This window comes from Halorubrum sp. Atlit-26R (assembly GCF_003666015.1).
Classification (GTDB): domain Archaea; phylum Halobacteriota; class Halobacteria; order Halobacteriales; family Haloferacaceae; genus Halorubrum.
Window position 1 is genome coordinate 110,746 of sequence record NZ_QPLT01000008.1, and the last position, 15,975, is coordinate 126,720.

A 15,975-nucleotide genomic window follows, 5' to 3' on the forward strand; every position below is an offset into this window, starting at 1 on the left:
GCGCCGCTCATCCCGATCCGGGAGTTTGTGAGCGACTTTGGTGAAGACGAATTGGACGCCGCCGCCGAGCCACAGGCACGCGGCGAAGTGCGGGCGACGCTCCGAGAGCGGTCGAGCGGGAGCGACCAGATCACGGCCGTTCATACGGACGACGGCCACCGTGAGAGCTACACGTTCAACGTTACCGACCACGATCGCGGACTCTGTGCGTACACCCGGCACGGCGACGGGGAGGTAGCGCCCCCGCACATCCGGCGCGTACTCATCGACTTCGGCTACCACGACACGACCGGACCGCCGGAGTCGCCGCTTTGGTTCCCTGAGTACGCGCGGGCCATCCTGCCGATGCTCACCGGGTGTGTCGATACTGCCGACAGCGAGTTGGTCCGGGGGCATCTCACGTCGTATCTCACGATGGTCGATGGCTCGCTCCGGGCCGCGTACACCGTGAGCCGCTTCGAGTCGCCTCAAGACGTTCCAGACGAGCTTGCCGAGGAAGTGTTCCAGCAGGGGACCGAATCCCCGCTGTTCGGAGCTGAATCGTGGTCCGACGTTGACCAGTCGACCTTACAGATGGAGGTCAGCGTTGCCGAGTGGGAGTTTGACCAGTCGTTCCTCCCCCAACCGCCGAAAGGAGACTCCGAGGACTGGGAAACCTACCTGTATGCGGACAAGGCCGGGCAAGACCCGAAAGAAGCCGAACAACGGCTGGCAAACGCTCTCGCGTCATCACCAATCTTTCCGTATATCACCGACCCCTCCGAGGTTACCGGCGGCGACAACTCGGCGCTGAGTCCCGAGGAAGGGTCGACAATCCAAGTCGAAGCCCCGGACAACCCCGAGCCGGGCGATTACATCCGCGTCTCCCAGTACGGGCCGGTTGGCGTTACCCAACACGAGTTTCGGATCACAACGCCAACCGGAGCAGACCAACGGGGGGCCTGTGTGTTCGAGAACCGAGATCCCAACGCGGCCCTCCCGCCGTATGCGGCGATCCACGCCGTCAGTACCACCGGCTACTCGATAGAGAACGCCCCGTCCTTCCGCGTCGACGCGACGCCGGCGGAGGTGGTCAAGAACACCTACGACGTGTTGCGGGCCATCTACCAGTCACCGCCGGTATCGGAGGTGTTCGGGGTTCAACTGGACATGGTCAGCCGGCCACTCATCGTCCTGTGGTACGGGCTCACCGCGGTCGACGTCGCCGGTCCAAAGTCCGTCGACGCCGTCGCGACCGCGTTCACACAGGAAGCGGCCGGCGAATCCCTTTCGACCGTCATGGACGAGATGGGTGCCAAAACCGACCGGCTCATCGTCGAATTTCTCCGGGACAATCACCCGAAGGCCGACGAGATCGAAGCTGCCTACAACGACTCATGGCTCCCCGACCACCTCCACCTCGATCACACGGACCTGTTCTCGGACCTCCCTGATCCGCAGCCTTAGAAATATCCATACTTCGATTAATGGAAAAGTTTTAAGCGCCCGGGGTGCGATCGTTCAGATGAGACAGAACGATGGCAATACAAGCCTACGACGACGCAATCCCCGACCTATCCGAACAGACCGATCTTGAGGAGGGGCCGATCAAGGTCCGCTGGTCCGGAGAGGACCGGCAGAGCGTCAAGCGAGGCGTTCGAGCAGCGGCCGCAGACGGCTACTCGGAGAAGGCGGTCGCGTTTCCTGTCCTTACTCGGCAGAAGACCCAGATCGTCATCAAGACCGAGGAGGAGCTTGAGGCGTTCAAGGAAGAACTCCGGTACAGGGCCAAGCCACGGGTCTACGACCGGATCACGGACGAGATCGAGACACAGAGACGTTCCGGCGACGAGTCGGAGGCACCGGCGTACACCGGGAAGGCGAAAGAGCGGAAGGAGAACACGGACATGGACGCCCTCCTTGAAAACGAGGTCATCCCCCACGCTCGCGACCGGGTCGCAGACGTGTGGCCCGGTGGAACGGTCGACGTCGACGAGATCGCGTTCTTTTGGAACCCCCAGTTGACGACCCATTGGGGGATGGCGTACCCCGAGGGGAGCGTCCCCCGCCGGTACGTCGACGAGCAGTACCGGCTCGCCATCGGGTTCCAGCCCGCGCACTACTACCGAGCCGGGCTTGAGAGCCTGAAAGAGACGTGCCGCCACGAACTCATCCACATTTGGCAGTACGAGCATCCTGACGGCGGTACCGGCGGCCACGGCCCGAAATTCAAGCAATGGGTCGACGACATGGGCACCTTCGTCTAACAATGTTCGACAGCATACTCCGAGCGTTCGAGGAAGGCGAATCGGTCAACGTGACGCTGGAAGGTGGCACCCGCTTCGAGGGCATCACGATCACCACCCGAGAGGATCACGACGCCAGCGACCAGTACCAAGTCTCACGGACAGAGCTTCGGTTCGACGCGCTCGATGTAACGCAACTCCGGCGAGTCCCGGACGACTACACCAGCCCGCTACAGCTCACGGAGCATTCCACCCGCGGCGGCGGCGAGTGGCGCGAGCCCCCGAAAGCCGAGGCCGTCGACGACACCGACCCGGCGGACATGACCTTCGAGGACTTCGGCGTGGTCGCGACGATCGAGCTCGTCGAGTGACGGCCGGCCTGCCGCTACTCCCCGTTCAGTAGATCCATACCGGAATTATTGGAAAACACTTACGGGGTACCACGCCGAGTACCCTGACATGGGATACGAGCCAACCCACAGCTACACCCACGGCGGCGCCTCTAACGGAGTGACCCTCCGGTCGCGAAGGCGCACTCTCACGGACGGACAGCCCCGGAGCGCGGGCGCGTGTGACGACGCCCGCCGAACCCCGGACAGAGAGCCAACCGTCACAGCGCGCCAGCACGGAGGAATCTAATGGGGTCGCGCCAGCGGACGCTCGGCGGTGAGCTTGAATCCGGCTCCGGGCAATACAACACGCCGCTTTCGGAGGTCAAACCCATCTCAGACGCGGTCGACGGGTTCGACGTCGACGTATGCGCGTCGAAGGACTCCAACCTCGCGGACGTGAACATTCGCGAGGAGGGCGGGCTCGCCGCTGATTGGTCCGAGTACGACACCGTGTGGTGTAACCACCCCTACGCCCGCGGCGAACCCGAGAAGTGGCTCGGAGAAGCGGTAGAGACGGACGCCCAGACGGTCGTGACCCTCTCTCGATGCGACACGTCGACGGAATACTTCCGGGACTACCTCATGGAAGCGGACCTGCTACACTTCCCCGACCGAATCGCGTTCGTCGGTGAGGACAACGGCGCCGACTTCGCGAACGTCTACGGCGTGTTCGGTGAGGTGCCCGACGAGCTCCGGGCGCACTTTCTCTCCGAAACGGGCGTGACGATCGCGCCGGGGCGCTCCGGGTCGACGAGAGTGATCAGCGAGTGGCTACACGACGCGATCTCCTTCGAGCAGCGAGAGGACGGCGACGGCGTCGCACTCGTCGGTCCCGATGGCACCCGACTCGTCGACAACCACGACGGGCACGCCGACCACCGGATCGGACGGAGCAGCAAGTTCGGCAACCCGTTCAAGACCGAGCAGGACGGCGGCGACTACACCCGGACTGGGTCCGTCGAGATGTATCGCGGGTGGTTCCACGGGTGCGTTGAGACCGGCACCGGGCCGTTCGACGCCGACGACGTCGAGGCGCTACGCGGCGAGCAGATAGGATGTTGGTGCGTCCCGAAACTGTGTCACGGCATGGTGATTCTCAACTACCTCGCTGAAACGTCGGGGTGAACTTCCGAAACGGATTTCATCGGGCGAAGGTAGAGAGTACCTATGACAGCGATGGCACGTATTGAGTTGTTATCTGAGGTTCGGCGGCTGAAACACAAGCTCGGGTCAAAACCCACTCTGCGGGATATTGTGACCCGGAGCAGCTACAGCCGGAGTGACTACTCCGACCACTTTGACTCATGGAGCGACGTTCTCCTTGCCGCTGGCTATCCGGAGCCCGGAGCAGAGATTGAAACTCAACTGACCCCGGAGATTCTGCTGGCCGATCTCCACCGTGTAGCCGAGAAAGTTGGTGGGACACCGACTGTGGACGATGTACCGATCCACGGCGACTTTCTCACCGACGACTACCGCACGCAATTCGGGACCATAGGGGACGCGATGAACGCGATCGCGTCCGAACAACCAGACACTGTCTCGTTCCCGGGAGTCCCGAGAGACGACCTGATAGCGGAAATCACCCGTGTCCATGATAAAATCGGCCGAGTACCCCGGCTCACCGACATGGACGACCACGGAGAGTACCCACCACAGTCGTATATAGCCCGGTTTGGGTCATGGTCGGCAGCTGTCGAATCAGCCGGATACAATTCGGATTTCCCACCGGTACCCAAAACAGACCTCATAGAAGAAATCCACCGGCTCAGGGATGAACTCGGAGAAGTGCCAACTGCCGGCGAGATGGAAGCTCGGGGAGAGTATTCGATGGACGCATTTACCGAAGCTTTCGGGAATTGGGGCACAGCCCTCCAATCAGCAGGATACACCCCCAACGCTGGTGTCGAGATACCCGAGCAGGATTTATTAACCGAAATCGACCGACTCCACGATAAAATTGACAGGACCCCGAGAGTGGAGGACATGAGTGAACACGGAGAGTATTCGATCGTCCCGTACCTGCGTGAGTTCGGGTCGTGGAGCGAGGCAATCAAGGAAGCGGGGTACACGCCTGTTAAACCGGGGCGAAACCCGATACCAGAGGGGGACTTACTTGAGGAGATACATCGGCTCCACGACAAACTCGGCAGGCCCCCGAAAGCGGACGAAATGGACGAACTGGGAGAGTATTCGGCCGGGCCATACCGGGACCGGTTCGGATCGTGGGATGAAGCAGTCAAAGAAGCAGGGTACACGCCTGTTAAACCGGGGCGAAACCCGATACCAGAGGGGGACTTACTTGAGGCGATACATCGGCTCCACGACAAACTCGGCAGGACACCGAAAACGAAGGAAATGGACGAACTGGGAGAGTATTCGGCCGGGACATACCAAGACCGGTTCGGGTCGTGGAGCGAGGCAATCAAGGAAGCAGGGTACACCCCGAATAACACAGGCCCCGAACCGATACCAGAAGAAGACCTACTCAGCGAACTCCACCGACTCTACAACGAGGTTGGTAGGGTGCCCAAAGTGACGGACATGATGGAGATTGGGGAGTATTCGCCCGCGCCCTACCGCGACCGGTTCGGAGGGTGGAACGAGGCGGTTGAAAAAGCCGGACTGAGGTAGTTCACTCTCTATTTCTGGTTCGTGTTGAGGTGAGTCATCAGGGGAGCGGCCGGACCCTGTAAATGCCCTCTCGACACCTCCCGATCGGTATTGCCGGTGTTGAAATATCTATACTGAGAATATTGGAAAAGCATTATGTCGCGCCGGCCCTTATGTCCAGTTGGAGATGACTGACTACGATACCGACCAGATCGGAGTGACACTCCGACAACGAGCGGCAGCCGAGCGAGAGTTTCGGAAGGTCCGCGAGTCCGACAGCCCCTTCGCGGAGTTGGCGGTGTCCCTCTACGATGAGGAGATACAGTCCTTCACCGACATTTACGCACAGTTTGCGGCCGTCGAGGAGGCGCTTCGCGCTGCGGCGCTGGCCGAAGACTCCGGGTTGATCCCCGAGTGGAAAATCACGGTGAAACGCCCTGACCCGAACACGCCGAGCGGCTACCGGCACGAGACGGTGACACGGGCACATCAGGATCCCCGGAAGGCCGAGGCCGAGCTCCGCGAGCAGGGGTACGAGGTCGTTCCGCGAAAAACTGAACGGGACGGGTACGCTGAGGTGGCCTAATGGGATCGGCCCGTTCAACGGGCACAGCCGACCCGGAGATGGGAGATACACAATTCCGCTGCGAGTGGTGTGACCTCCCTCGCGAGGACTGTTCGTGTGAGAGCCCCGACTATGTCGAGTACGGTCGCTGCGGTGAGTGCGGTCTGTGGAAGCCGCTTCGGGCGTTAGAACTCCGCGACAAGCCCGGAACCGTGGTATATAACGGCTGTAAAGGGGGGTGCCCGGTATGACCACCTATCAGCAACACGAGGTCCAAGACTCCGCAGCCTACCGGTACTTCCCGGCTATCCTCGTGGTATTCGGGATCGCCATGTTCGTGGGGCTTCGGGTGTTGGCCGAGAACCCACCGCAGGGACTCGTCGCGGCGGCGTTGCTCACCAGCGGGGTTCTGATTCCGCTCGCCATCCAATTCCGGACGATCTACCGCGCTCCCAAACAGTACCCGGAGATCAGTCGGAGACGATGAGTGGAACCCACAACTGGATGTTCGAGCCGGGGGATCTACTCCGTGACGAGATGCCCGGGCAGAACCGGATGCCCGGGGTAGGCGCTGGGACCAGCCAGCCCGACTACGACTACGAGGTCGTGAAACGGGTGTACGACGCAGACGACGGTGACCCGCTGTACGTCGTCGACGATCCGAACCACGACCAGCAGGTCTACAAGGCCAAGCTGCTCCGAGCCAACTTTGAGAAGGTCGGGGAGGTCGACGATGAGTAGCCTACTGACTAACGCGTTCGCCACACGAGACCAGACCGGAGAGAACTAATCATGTCCGAAAACGCCACCACAGGTAAAGGCAGCAGCAAAGTCGTATTGGCCGTCAGAGCGACTATGATGCTCATAGGCTTCTGTTTGGCGCTCGCAGGAGCCCAGTATGTCACATCACGCTTTACTCCGGACCTCTACGCGGAGCTAATGGCGATCTGGGGGGGTCTCTGGGCGGAGAGTCCCATGCTCGTCGTATCGCTATTCCTTCTATTCTTGATGATTTCCGTCCTCATCGTACTGAAAGTGCTTTACGGGTACGACCTCTCCAAGTATAATCCGCTCAAGCGTATCTAACGGCGATTCAATCACAATGTCCACCACCAACGAGGACGTCGACGGAGGAACCGATCCAGAAAACCGCTCCCATCCCCGCGAGCAGGTCTTACCGCACGTTCGCGTGGGATTGGCGAAATGTGGTGTCTGTGGAACCGCCGTTGAGTGGGGTGATTGTAGTGACCGATAACCGCGAAGCCCCAGCTGGGAGTGAGATCGAGGCCGCAACCGAGCGCGACATGGACGGGATGGGGGCCTGCGAGTTTACCGAAGAATTGCCCGATGGACCGGCCAACTGTGGCGACGTGACCGAACACATCGCCGCCGTTCAGGTTGACGGGAAGATCACGCTCGTCCCCCTGTGTAACCGCCACGCTGGCAGTCTCCCGGAGGAATACATCTATGAGTAACACCACCAAACCTGACGGAGCCGACCCGCACAAATTCGACGAGTGCCCCTCTTGTGAGGGAGAGCTTCAGTACCAGACCGAGTCTGACGCCCAATGCCTCAACTGTGGCGAGGTGTTCACGCACGAGATCCGAGGCGATCGGCACCTGTTGTGGGATTTCGACGGCGCCGGCCGGATAGACGGGGTGGTTGCCCGTGCCTGAGTCTGAGGGGGGCGATGGGGAGGTTACCCATCCCGCCGCGAAGAACGCTGATCAACTCGCGTGGGCGGTGTGGCTTGGCGACCGAAATACCGGCGAGTGTGTCTCGGTCGTCGCAGACTCCGAGCGCAACGCGAAGAACAAGGCCCTCGCGGAATCTGCCGAGGGGGAGGTTCGAGCGATCGATGGGCCGTTTCAGGGCGGCGAGCCCGCCCAGTACGAGTTTACGTTCCACACCGAACACCGCGAAACCGTCGTCGTCGACGCACCGACCGAGGAGTACGCAAAGGAGACAGCAGAGGCCGAACGGACGCACCGCGGCGAGTATCTAAGAACGACCCACACCGACGTTCGGAAGGTTCCGAAAGATGCCGAGTGAGGCCGTCCAATCCGGGGGAGCTGGCCCAGATCCCCTTGACCACCTTGCGGTTGTAGCCGGCTTCGCAGCGATCGGCCTCTCCACCGTGGGAGCAGGCAGCCCCGTCGCCATCGCGGTCGGCGCCGCAGCCACGGTCGTCGGCTTCTACAACCTCGGCCGGGAAACCCCCGGAGGTCTCTCTAATGTCCAGTAGCGACGGCAACGAGATGAGAGTTGACACCGACGCGTGTACCCGGTGTGGTGGCGATATGCGGTGTATCGGTCCGGGGTGGGTCTGCCGAGACTGTGGTTTCACCCCGGGAGCCTATCGCAGCCGCCCGGTATCCAGCAGCGGCCGATGATGAGACCGGTCTCCGCACCACTCCCAAAATCCATACTGGTTGTATTGGAAAACACTTTTACAGCCGCGGCCCGTTGATCCGGGTATGCCTGAGCCAACAATAGACGGCAGCGAGGTGGAGAAGGACGAAACGGATCCCCCACGGGCGCCGTTCTGGGATGAGTACGAGATCCCGTTCGAGCACGATGCGGCGATCAAGGTCCGCCGCTCCGGGCTACTCCGGGGCAGTTCCGGGACCGGACACGCCCGAGACACGGTAGTCCACCTCCACGTCAAAGAGACGTTCGAGGCGGGGCGGCTCTCCCGTGAGGCCGACTCATACCTGTGCGAGAACGGTTCGACCGTCGACTTTCAGGGTCGGGAGGAACGCCATCGGAACGACGACGGCGACACGATCGTCCCGGCGGTGAGCTGCGAGACGTGCCTTGAGCGGATGGAGCGATGGAGGGTCGAGGATGGCGAGTGACGCCGCGGGGAGTAACCCTACAACTGTTCACGGCCCAGCGTTCGCTATCGTCGACGATGCGTGGGTCGTCGAGCGTGACGACGGCCAGTTCGAGGTACGGTATAGCACCGAGGGGCAACGGACACACTCCGATCGGTGGAAAGCAACCGTCCCTGACCGCGAGGAAGCTGAGAAGATAGCAGAGCGGTTCGAAGGGTACGAGTTGGACCCGGAGACCTTCATTCCATGACGGGTGGCGATACAGTCGACGCCGGTGATACTGAGCGTTTCACCGACCAACGGTGCGGCCATTGTGGCGGGTGGATGATGACTGACGGGAGCGATCTATGGTGTCCAGAATCGCACTCGGATCCAGTCCATCTCGTTACGGACGGGGGTGTCCCATGACGACGAGTGACCGGCGCGGATCGACGCCGCTCGGGAGCGCCCGAACGCGAATCAACCCTATCGACTTACACATGAACGACAGCAACACGACGTGGTTCGAGACGGAGGCACAGCGATGCTAACTGAGATGGACGAGTACGAGTCGATCGAAGCGTGGCACGAACACCGAGTCGAGGAGCACAACAAAGAGGAGATCGGGACGGAGCCGTTACCGTCCTACCTCACGGCAGAGCTTCCGAACGGCGAGATGCTGGCCTTCTGTGTTGAAAAAATGGCTGACTTGGCCGCTGGCGAGCGGGTGCGTGACCTCGATATAGACGACAAATCGGAGCGCCGGGAGCGGTTCGCGGAGACCGCCACGGAGCTTGAGCACAACCCCGAGGAACTGATCGATTTCGTCCAGTCGCTTGACGTCGACGCCGTGAAGCGAAGTGCGGTTCGGATCACCGGTGACCGGCCGACGATGGCCGAACTCTGGAACGACGCCGATCTCGGCCACACGCAAGTCGCAGACTCCGAACTCCTACCGGATGGTGGGAGCGAGGCGGCCACCACCGAGCAAACGAAGTACCGCGTCGAGACGGCGTCAGGCCGCCACGCCGGTTTTTCGGGGACCAAACAGGGCGCAAAGCGGATGGCCCGCGAGTCCGACGAACTCAGCCCCGACGATGCGCCTCACCACGTCCGTCGTGTCCCCGAGTCGGCAGTCAACGAGGAGGGCGGCCCGTACCCGATCATCTACGACACCGAGGAGGGCGACCTCGATGCCTGAAGCCGCCGAGAGCGACGGGGAGCGAGTCATCAACGTCCACACGCAGATCGGGGAGCGCGAGGGAGTCATCCTTGAGGTCCGTCCTGAAGACCACGAGCAGCCACACGAGAGAGATATGTCGCACCTGACGGATGCGGAAGCCCGGCGGGTTCGCGACGAGCTCACCGAGTATCTAAGCGACGGGGAGGGCCATGTCTGAGAGCGAACGGCGAGCAGAGGCGTTCAAGCACGAGGTTGCGGTCAGGCCACTCCCCCGAGTGGGGGAGCGCGACGACGCCGAGTGTCCCAACTGTGGACACGCGTGGGACGACGAGGAGTGGATCGAACACCACTACCACGGTGGGGCCAGCGCCGGGGAATCGTGGAAGTACGAGTGCCCGAACTGTGAGCGAGAAACGTTCGAGGTTGCGATATGACGGAGAATCCCATGTCGGCCGACTCTGAGGCGTCAGAAGACGCGTCGGAGGATCCGTTCGAGGGGCATCGAGTGCTGGATGTTGAGGTCACCAGTGGGCTTCGAGATATAGCGGTCGTCGAGATCAACGAGACGACGCAACTCAAAATCGTCCAGCATGACCGGGCCGTTCCGGTCATGGCGGAACTGTATATCGGCAGCGAGGAGCAGCCGATCGGGACGATTAATACGGCCCGAAACGAGACTGTTCTGTTGGGCGGTACCGAGGAGGACCTTGCGAAACGGGTCGACGAGATCCGGGAGTTACCGGTCGAGGAGATCCCCGAGGCGCTGGATCAGTTAGCCGAGCGGCTTCATCCGGTTAGGAAAGAGACGGAGCCAACCGACCGGGAAGATCCAGTTGAAGACGCGGGTTGACGTTCCGACCCTTTCCTGCGTTGTAGCTGTCTCTCCTGTCGACCCCGGGGGGCCGTCACCTCAGAACTATACTGTTACTAATGGAAAACTGTTAAGTGCCCGTAGCCCCTCGTTACAGATGAGGACAAGAACGATGGCAGCCAGTAACGAGCAGTCGACGACCGGAGCCGAACAGACCACCACCGGGCCGACAGAGAGTGGGGAGAACACCGAGACGGAGTCGCTTCGAGACCTAAGCGTCGAGGAGTTTCGGAACAAGCTCGCGTTCGACGCGGACGTTCAGGGACTCCCGACGACCCACGCGTTGATCGTTCGCGACACGTCCGAGGTTCTGATCTATATCGAGCGGTCCTGTAACAGCGACGGTAAATGGGCTGCCCGTTCAGTCAACGTGCTCGGAGATCGTGTTCACTTCGCGACCACAGACCGCGAACGTGCCGATATTGCGGCTATCATGGTTGAGGAGTTCGACGCGGATGATCTGACCGTTGACGACGAATACACCCAACAGATGCCGATCAAGCACGGTATCCCGACCCCGATCGCAGTCGACGGGGAGCCGGCGATCGCCGCGTGGCTGTTCTACCGGGGCGGTAGCTATGAGCAGGTCGCTCACGAGATGGGCGTCAGCAAGGAGACCGCGGCCGACTACATCTCGCAGTTCCGTCAGCGAGAGACGGGTATCCCGGACGGGATGGACCTCCCCGAGTACGACGAGTTGGTCCCGGAGGTCCCCGAGCGGTTCGACCCCGATCCTAACGGGCAAACCACTTTACAGGCGTTAGGAGAACTGTCGTAGACCGACCCACCACAGCCAATGCTACACACGACTTGGAGAGACGGAGGATCGCGGTAATGTACCTCAACGAGACGGATACCCGTATGTTCCGCCGCGGAGCGCAGGGGTACGGTGTCGAGGTGTATGGCGGGACGCCCGAGCAGCGGCGGGCGGCGTTCGAGATCCAATTCGACGAGCCCACCGTGTTCGTCGATGCTCGCGAGATGGACGCTGCCGAGGACCTGTTCAAGACCGTGCTGCTGGCGGTCACCGACAGGGACGAAGAAGCGATCGAGAATCAGCCCAGTTGGGCCGGCTGGGACCTTCAACGCCCTCTTGAGGAGACCGACACCAACCTCGTTATCTTAGAGTTTGACTCGCTGCCGAGCGATGCCCGAACCAACGTCGCCCAGCACATGAAGGCCCTCGCGGAGAACCTTCGCGTCGACGAAGTCAAGCTCGGGTTCACATCCGAGGAAGGCGGATCCGTCGTTCACGCCGAGCCCGACCTCCGGATGCGGGTCAAGAGTTGGGAGATCGAGTCCGAGGTGGTCCGCGGTGAGCTCTAACGGTGACCCGGGCGACGCCGAACCCGACGAAGGTGGGTCGAGCGGCGGTCACGTCGGGCCGATCGTGTTCTCGGACCCGGACGCCCGTCGCCGGCTTGAACAGAGCGGGGAAGTCGTTACCTTCCGGACGAGCCAGCGGACGACGGGCGAGACGTGGTGGCGGAAGTCCCGGACGGGAGAGAAGATGGGCGACTGTCGCGTCGAGTTGATCGGCCCGGTCGACTCATCCGACCGCTCCGCCATCCGCGACTACCATCGGGACGCCGGGTTCCGCAGCGCCCGCGAGTGGGAGGAGGCGATCGAGGAGTTCCACGGCGAGCTTCCGGAGGGCTACCTGTATCGCGTGACCAGCGACGAGATATGGGCGGAGTGCGAGTCGTGTCACACCTACTCCCCGGAGGTCGCGACGGTCGGCCGGGGTCCGAACGTCACCAACCTGTGCCCAGACTGTCGTCGACTACCGGGCGGCTCGCAGTCCGGAGAGGGGGGTGACCATGCCGAGTGAGACGCCCGACCCCAAGTGGGGCCCGGGGCAGGTCGTTCTCCGACACAAGACGGCGTGGTACCATCACGTCGTTTCCCGGTACGTCGACGTCGACGACGGGAGCGTTCTCTACGAGATCGCGGGCCCGACCCACACCGGGAGCAAGTTCATCCCGGAGCGCGAGGCGATCCACGACTACCAGAGCGCCGGGTTCCGAATCCCGCCGGAAGTCAAGCCTGCGACCGTGTTCGGGACGGAGGTCGAGGGCATCCTCTACGGCTACAAGGACGAGCCGCACGTCCCCGTTGAGGGCAAGGAGACCCCGATCAAGGTAGGCGACGCGGTCGACGACAGCGACGCCCACGCTGACACCGGCGACGAGCAGACGCCAGCAGTCCGAGGGCCGCGTCCTGACCACTTTTCGCACTCCGCGATGGGATGTGACGGGCAGTTCCACTTCGACGACGCTGACGGCTGTTACCGGTGCCTCAGTTGCGGTGCCGAGCGGCCGTTTTACGCGTGGCAGGAAGACCTCCCCCAGTAGTCTTATCCGGTATCCTTCTGTCGGGTGACACATGGGACACCCACAGCCTGCGGTCGATTTTCTCACCTCTGTCGCAGACGAAGTAGGGATAACAGCCCCCGAGATACCATTTGCCGAGTGGTACTTGATCGAGGGCGTCGACGCCGAGCGGGGGGACGATATTCGTGATCACCCCGAAGTGTGGAACAAGGGGCTGACGCTCCCTGACGAGCTTCGCAATCTCTCGCCGGAGGACTATATCGCGATCCGCCCATTCGAGGGGACAGTCAACCTCAATGCTGCCGCTATCGGACTTGGCCTGAATAACGTCACATACGAGCCCAAGGCGTTCTCCGGACTTGTCTACCGACCGGGGAGTGACGCGACGATCATCGTCTACGGGGGGTATCTCTACCTCGCGATCGCGGAATCAAAAGAGGAGGCCGTCGCTGGGGTCGAGCAGCTACCCGACGACCTCGAACGGATAGGAATCGGTGATGAGATGGTATTCACCTCCGAACCGGTCGCACGCTCGGTCGAGGACTTCATGCGCGACGGGGCGGGTCTGGAATAGATGGCTCGGCTCTACGAATACGCCGCTTCCAGCGACAAGTCCGGCTACTTTCTCCGCGGAGGAACGAGCGGCAGCAACTACACATTAGGCGTGACAGCCCTCGGACGCCGTCTTTTCGACCACTTAGGGTATGACCCCGGCGTCGTGAACAAGGAACGCGGGCCCCGGATCCCCTCACAGTTACATTGGTCGATGTACGAGGCAGGACTCATCCGCCCCGGCGACTCCGACCCTTCGGGTCACGGTATCGACGGCGAGATCGACGTCGACGAAACAGAGCTCACCGAGGAGCAGATCGACGAGCTTGAGCAATTCATTCGCTCGGCGGATACCAGTCGGTCCGAGATACAGGAGCTTGCTGAGATATTCGGTTTCGACCCCGGCCCCGAAACCTCAGATGCTACGGACGGCCCGAAGAACATCATCTGGGAAGTCCACGGAAAGGCAGCCGAGATCGTCGCAAACGAGATACAGAGCACGCTCAAGGGGAGGCTTTCGCCCGGCGAAAACAGCGGTCGCTTCGAGGTCGAGTCTGTGCGGTGTTCGGATGCTTCCAAGTTGTTCGACGAGACGACGACCTTCCAAGTCCGAACAGCCACAGAAGGCGGATCCACGAAGGAACAGCACCAACTGGTGTTCGTCGAAGGCGATGGCCTCACACAGATCACCTCCACCACGAACGTAGCCCTCGGGTGGGATGATCGCGTACGGATTCAAAAACAACAGATGGACATACTTGATACGATCAGGCGGGTATCGAACGGGCCACTCGATATGTACCTCGGCGACCCCGCCGACCCACCGGATATAGAGATCATCGACAGAGCGGCCAACCCACACGATCGGATTCCGAGACAGTAGCGACCCCTCCAGATTCTCAGAGGCTCAGGCGTGCGTCGGCTCATCAAATACCATACTGTATATAATGGAAACTACTAAGAGGAAGGAGGCCCTTGAGACAGATACGGGAAAACGATGCTGACGCCACCGAAAGCAGAGTCGGTCGACGTATCGCCACGAACGTTCCACCGCGGCGACGGCAGCGTCAAGCGGCGTGAATCTCGGCGGGAGGTCGCCCAGCGGAGGTCGAAAGCCGCGAAGGGTGAGCACGCCCGGATCAAGGCGATAGAACAGCGGCAGAAGCGGACGTTCGACGCATACGCGTTCGTGATGGGGTTCACAGGGGAGGCTGCGTGATATGGCACTAATCGACGCCAACCACCTACGAGCGTGCCGGGAACACCGGGTCGTCTCCGAGGAGTGGTGCCCCGTGTGCGCGACCGACGCCGAAGCGGACGGAACATACGACGGGTCGGTGGGCCACATCGACCGGCGGCGAGCCCCGCCGGAAGACCAGTTACGTGACCATCTCTCCGAGATCGTGGAGGCCGCGCAAGACGTCGGCGGCCGTGTCACGATCTCGGTCGCGGAGCTCGACAAGAAGGAGCTTCCCGCCGGCTACACGCCACAGGAACGGTGGTTCAACGTCGTCGAGATACGGAACACCGACGGCATGGTCGAGGAGACGATCAAGTCTGGGAAGGATCTTGAGAACACGGCCGAGCAGATCGAGGCCGGCGAGATCGACTTATCCGCCCCGGACTACGATCACCTACTCGATCCCGAGGAGTGGCGGCTGGTGTTCCGTGCGAACGCCTACGAGGTGGAGTTTGAACGGGTCGAGGAGACAAGGCTTCGAGCGACAGCAGGCGTCAATTCCAGCAGTAAACATAGTAAGCTCCGGAAAGAAGTGGGGACCGTAGCCGAACGCATGGGTCTCTCTGTCCACACCCGGAACGCCGGCGACACGTTCGAGGACTCCGTTATCGACATTTACACAGACCATGACTGACAGCGACGTTCAACCCGGTACCGGCGGGAATACGGCAAAGTGGGAGTATTCCTGTCCGGACTGTAACGCCGGCGTGATCCGTGAGCAGAACCCGATCAAGTGCCCCAACTGCGGCGGCGGGCCGCTCGTCCCCTGAATCCGTCACCGATGAATCCGTATCTCTCTGCGCTCGCAGCTGTCGTTTCGCTGGCTATCTGTATCTGGGCGTTCAGGTACTCTCATCGGTTCTTGTTCTCAGAATCCCGCAATGAGCAACTACTGGGCGTGTTCTTCGCCTTTATCGGGTCTTGTGGAGGGGCCGCCTTTCTGGGTGTGGGGATCACCGCGACTGTCCCGCGCCTACTCCCCCAGCGGCCGCTGGCGGTCGGGGGGCTGATCGCGCTGGGCTACACGCTCACGCTCGCCATCGGGGCGTATGCCCGCAAGCGCCGGTCGCACCAACCTGTCCGCTCTCTCTAATTCCGGTTCGGTCGCTCTTGTGCCGCCTATGCTGGCAGTCTTTCTCGGATTTACATACTGTAACTAATGGAAAAGACTTATCAGAAAGGGG

General features: G+C 61.6%; 27 protein-coding genes. All 27 read left to right on the top strand.

The genetic code is table 11. The features are described from left to right. Positions 1-51: 51 nt before the first annotated feature. The 27 genes from DVK07_RS10615 (at position 52) to DVK07_RS23300 (ending at position 15,561) form a co-directional block, all read left to right on the top strand. Positions 52-1,446, top strand: a complete 1,395-nt coding sequence (locus DVK07_RS10615) for a hypothetical protein (RefSeq protein WP_147441119.1) — start codon at positions 52-54, stop codon at positions 1,444-1,446. Between the two features lie 71 nt (positions 1,447-1,517). Next, on the top strand, positions 1,518-2,246 hold the full coding sequence (locus DVK07_RS10620) for a SprT-like domain-containing protein (protein WP_121597038.1): 729 nt from the start codon (positions 1,518-1,520) through the stop codon (positions 2,244-2,246). 2 nt (positions 2,247-2,248) lie between these two features. Then, complete coding sequence (locus tag DVK07_RS10625) at positions 2,249-2,596, top strand: hypothetical protein (protein ID WP_121597039.1); 348 nt, start codon at positions 2,249-2,251, stop codon at positions 2,594-2,596. A 267-nt stretch (positions 2,597-2,863) separates the two neighbouring features. Then, entirely contained in the window at positions 2,864-3,742 is an 879-nt protein-coding gene (locus DVK07_RS10630; protein WP_121597040.1) for a DNA N-6-adenine-methyltransferase, read from the top strand. A gap of 42 nt (positions 3,743-3,784) precedes the next feature. Then, positions 3,785-5,251 carry a homing endonuclease associated repeat-containing protein gene (locus tag DVK07_RS10635; RefSeq protein WP_121597041.1) on the top strand — a complete coding sequence of 489 codons (1,467 nt, stop codon included), beginning with the start codon at positions 3,785-3,787 and terminating at the stop codon, positions 5,249-5,251. Positions 5,252-5,411: 160 nt separating this feature from the next. After that, positions 5,412-5,816 (top strand): hypothetical protein, encoded by a 405-nt coding sequence (locus DVK07_RS10640; RefSeq protein ID WP_147441120.1) that lies wholly within the window; start codon positions 5,412-5,414, stop codon positions 5,814-5,816. A gap of 226 nt (positions 5,817-6,042) precedes the next feature. Then, positions 6,043-6,282 (top strand): hypothetical protein, encoded by a 240-nt coding sequence (locus DVK07_RS10645; RefSeq protein WP_121597043.1) that lies wholly within the window; start codon positions 6,043-6,045, stop codon positions 6,280-6,282. Further along, complete coding sequence (locus DVK07_RS10650; RefSeq protein WP_147441121.1) at positions 6,279-6,536, top strand: hypothetical protein; 258 nt, start codon at positions 6,279-6,281, stop codon at positions 6,534-6,536. Before DVK07_RS10645 ends, DVK07_RS10650 begins: the two co-directional genes overlap by 4 nt. Positions 6,537-6,587: 51 nt before the next feature. After that, a complete protein-coding gene (locus tag DVK07_RS10655) occupies positions 6,588-6,881 on the top strand; it encodes a hypothetical protein (RefSeq protein WP_147441122.1) in 294 nt (97 codons plus the stop codon). A 158-nt stretch (positions 6,882-7,039) separates the two neighbouring features. Continuing rightward, positions 7,040-7,270 (top strand): hypothetical protein, encoded by a 231-nt coding sequence (locus tag DVK07_RS10660; RefSeq protein WP_147441123.1) that lies wholly within the window; start codon positions 7,040-7,042, stop codon positions 7,268-7,270. After that, on the top strand, positions 7,263-7,472 hold the full coding sequence (locus DVK07_RS10665) for a hypothetical protein (RefSeq protein ID WP_121597047.1): 210 nt from the start codon (positions 7,263-7,265) through the stop codon (positions 7,470-7,472). Before DVK07_RS10660 ends, DVK07_RS10665 begins: the two co-directional genes overlap by 8 nt. After that, a complete protein-coding gene (locus DVK07_RS10670) occupies positions 7,459-7,848 on the top strand; it encodes a hypothetical protein (protein ID WP_147441124.1) in 390 nt (129 codons plus the stop codon). Before DVK07_RS10665 ends, DVK07_RS10670 begins: the two co-directional genes overlap by 14 nt. A 425-nt stretch (positions 7,849-8,273) precedes the next feature. Beyond that, positions 8,274-8,654: a hypothetical protein gene (locus DVK07_RS10675; RefSeq protein WP_121597049.1), complete on the top strand. Its 381-nt coding sequence runs from the start codon at positions 8,274-8,276 to the stop codon at positions 8,652-8,654. Then, positions 8,644-8,883, top strand: coding sequence for a hypothetical protein (locus DVK07_RS10680; RefSeq protein WP_121597050.1), 240 nt, complete (start codon positions 8,644-8,646; stop codon positions 8,881-8,883). Before DVK07_RS10675 ends, DVK07_RS10680 begins: the two co-directional genes overlap by 11 nt. A gap of 273 nt (positions 8,884-9,156) precedes the next feature. Further along, entirely contained in the window at positions 9,157-9,813 is a 657-nt protein-coding gene (locus DVK07_RS10685) for a hypothetical protein (RefSeq protein WP_147441125.1), read from the top strand. Beyond that, on the top strand, positions 9,806-10,012 hold the full coding sequence (locus DVK07_RS10690; RefSeq protein ID WP_121597052.1) for a hypothetical protein: 207 nt from the start codon (positions 9,806-9,808) through the stop codon (positions 10,010-10,012). Before DVK07_RS10685 ends, DVK07_RS10690 begins: the two co-directional genes overlap by 8 nt. After that, a complete protein-coding gene (locus DVK07_RS22125) occupies positions 10,005-10,229 on the top strand; it encodes a hypothetical protein (protein ID WP_147441126.1) in 225 nt (74 codons plus the stop codon). Before DVK07_RS10690 ends, DVK07_RS22125 begins: the two co-directional genes overlap by 8 nt. Next, the gene (locus DVK07_RS10695; protein WP_147441127.1) at positions 10,226-10,645 is read left to right on the top strand and encodes a hypothetical protein; all 420 of its coding nucleotides are present in this window, start codon (positions 10,226-10,228) and stop codon (positions 10,643-10,645) included. Before DVK07_RS22125 ends, DVK07_RS10695 begins: the two co-directional genes overlap by 4 nt. Positions 10,646-10,778: 133 nt before the next feature. Next, on the top strand, positions 10,779-11,444 hold the full coding sequence (locus DVK07_RS10700; RefSeq protein ID WP_147441128.1) for a hypothetical protein: 666 nt from the start codon (positions 10,779-10,781) through the stop codon (positions 11,442-11,444). A gap of 56 nt (positions 11,445-11,500) precedes the next feature. Then, positions 11,501-11,992, top strand: coding sequence for a hypothetical protein (locus DVK07_RS10705; protein ID WP_121597055.1), 492 nt, complete (start codon positions 11,501-11,503; stop codon positions 11,990-11,992). After that, the gene (locus DVK07_RS10710; RefSeq protein WP_199719468.1) at positions 11,982-12,497 is read left to right on the top strand and encodes a hypothetical protein; all 516 of its coding nucleotides are present in this window, start codon (positions 11,982-11,984) and stop codon (positions 12,495-12,497) included. The genes DVK07_RS10705 and DVK07_RS10710 overlap by 11 nt, the downstream gene beginning before the upstream one ends. Next, the gene (locus tag DVK07_RS10715; RefSeq protein WP_121597056.1) at positions 12,487-13,020 is read left to right on the top strand and encodes a hypothetical protein; all 534 of its coding nucleotides are present in this window, start codon (positions 12,487-12,489) and stop codon (positions 13,018-13,020) included. Before DVK07_RS10710 ends, DVK07_RS10715 begins: the two co-directional genes overlap by 11 nt. A 31-nt stretch (positions 13,021-13,051) precedes the next feature. Further along, a complete protein-coding gene (locus DVK07_RS10720) occupies positions 13,052-13,573 on the top strand; it encodes a hypothetical protein (protein ID WP_121597057.1) in 522 nt (173 codons plus the stop codon). Then, a complete protein-coding gene (locus tag DVK07_RS10725; RefSeq protein WP_121597058.1) occupies positions 13,574-14,434 on the top strand; it encodes a hypothetical protein in 861 nt (286 codons plus the stop codon). A gap of 114 nt (positions 14,435-14,548) precedes the next feature. After that, positions 14,549-14,770 (top strand): hypothetical protein, encoded by a 222-nt coding sequence (locus tag DVK07_RS10730; protein ID WP_121597059.1) that lies wholly within the window; start codon positions 14,549-14,551, stop codon positions 14,768-14,770. A gap of 1 nt (position 14,771) precedes the next feature. Continuing rightward, positions 14,772-15,425, top strand: coding sequence for a hypothetical protein (locus tag DVK07_RS10735; RefSeq protein ID WP_121597060.1), 654 nt, complete (start codon positions 14,772-14,774; stop codon positions 15,423-15,425). Then, on the top strand, positions 15,418-15,561 hold the full coding sequence (locus DVK07_RS23300; RefSeq protein ID WP_199719470.1) for a hypothetical protein: 144 nt from the start codon (positions 15,418-15,420) through the stop codon (positions 15,559-15,561). Before DVK07_RS10735 ends, DVK07_RS23300 begins: the two co-directional genes overlap by 8 nt. Positions 15,562-15,975: the final 414 nt, after the last annotated feature.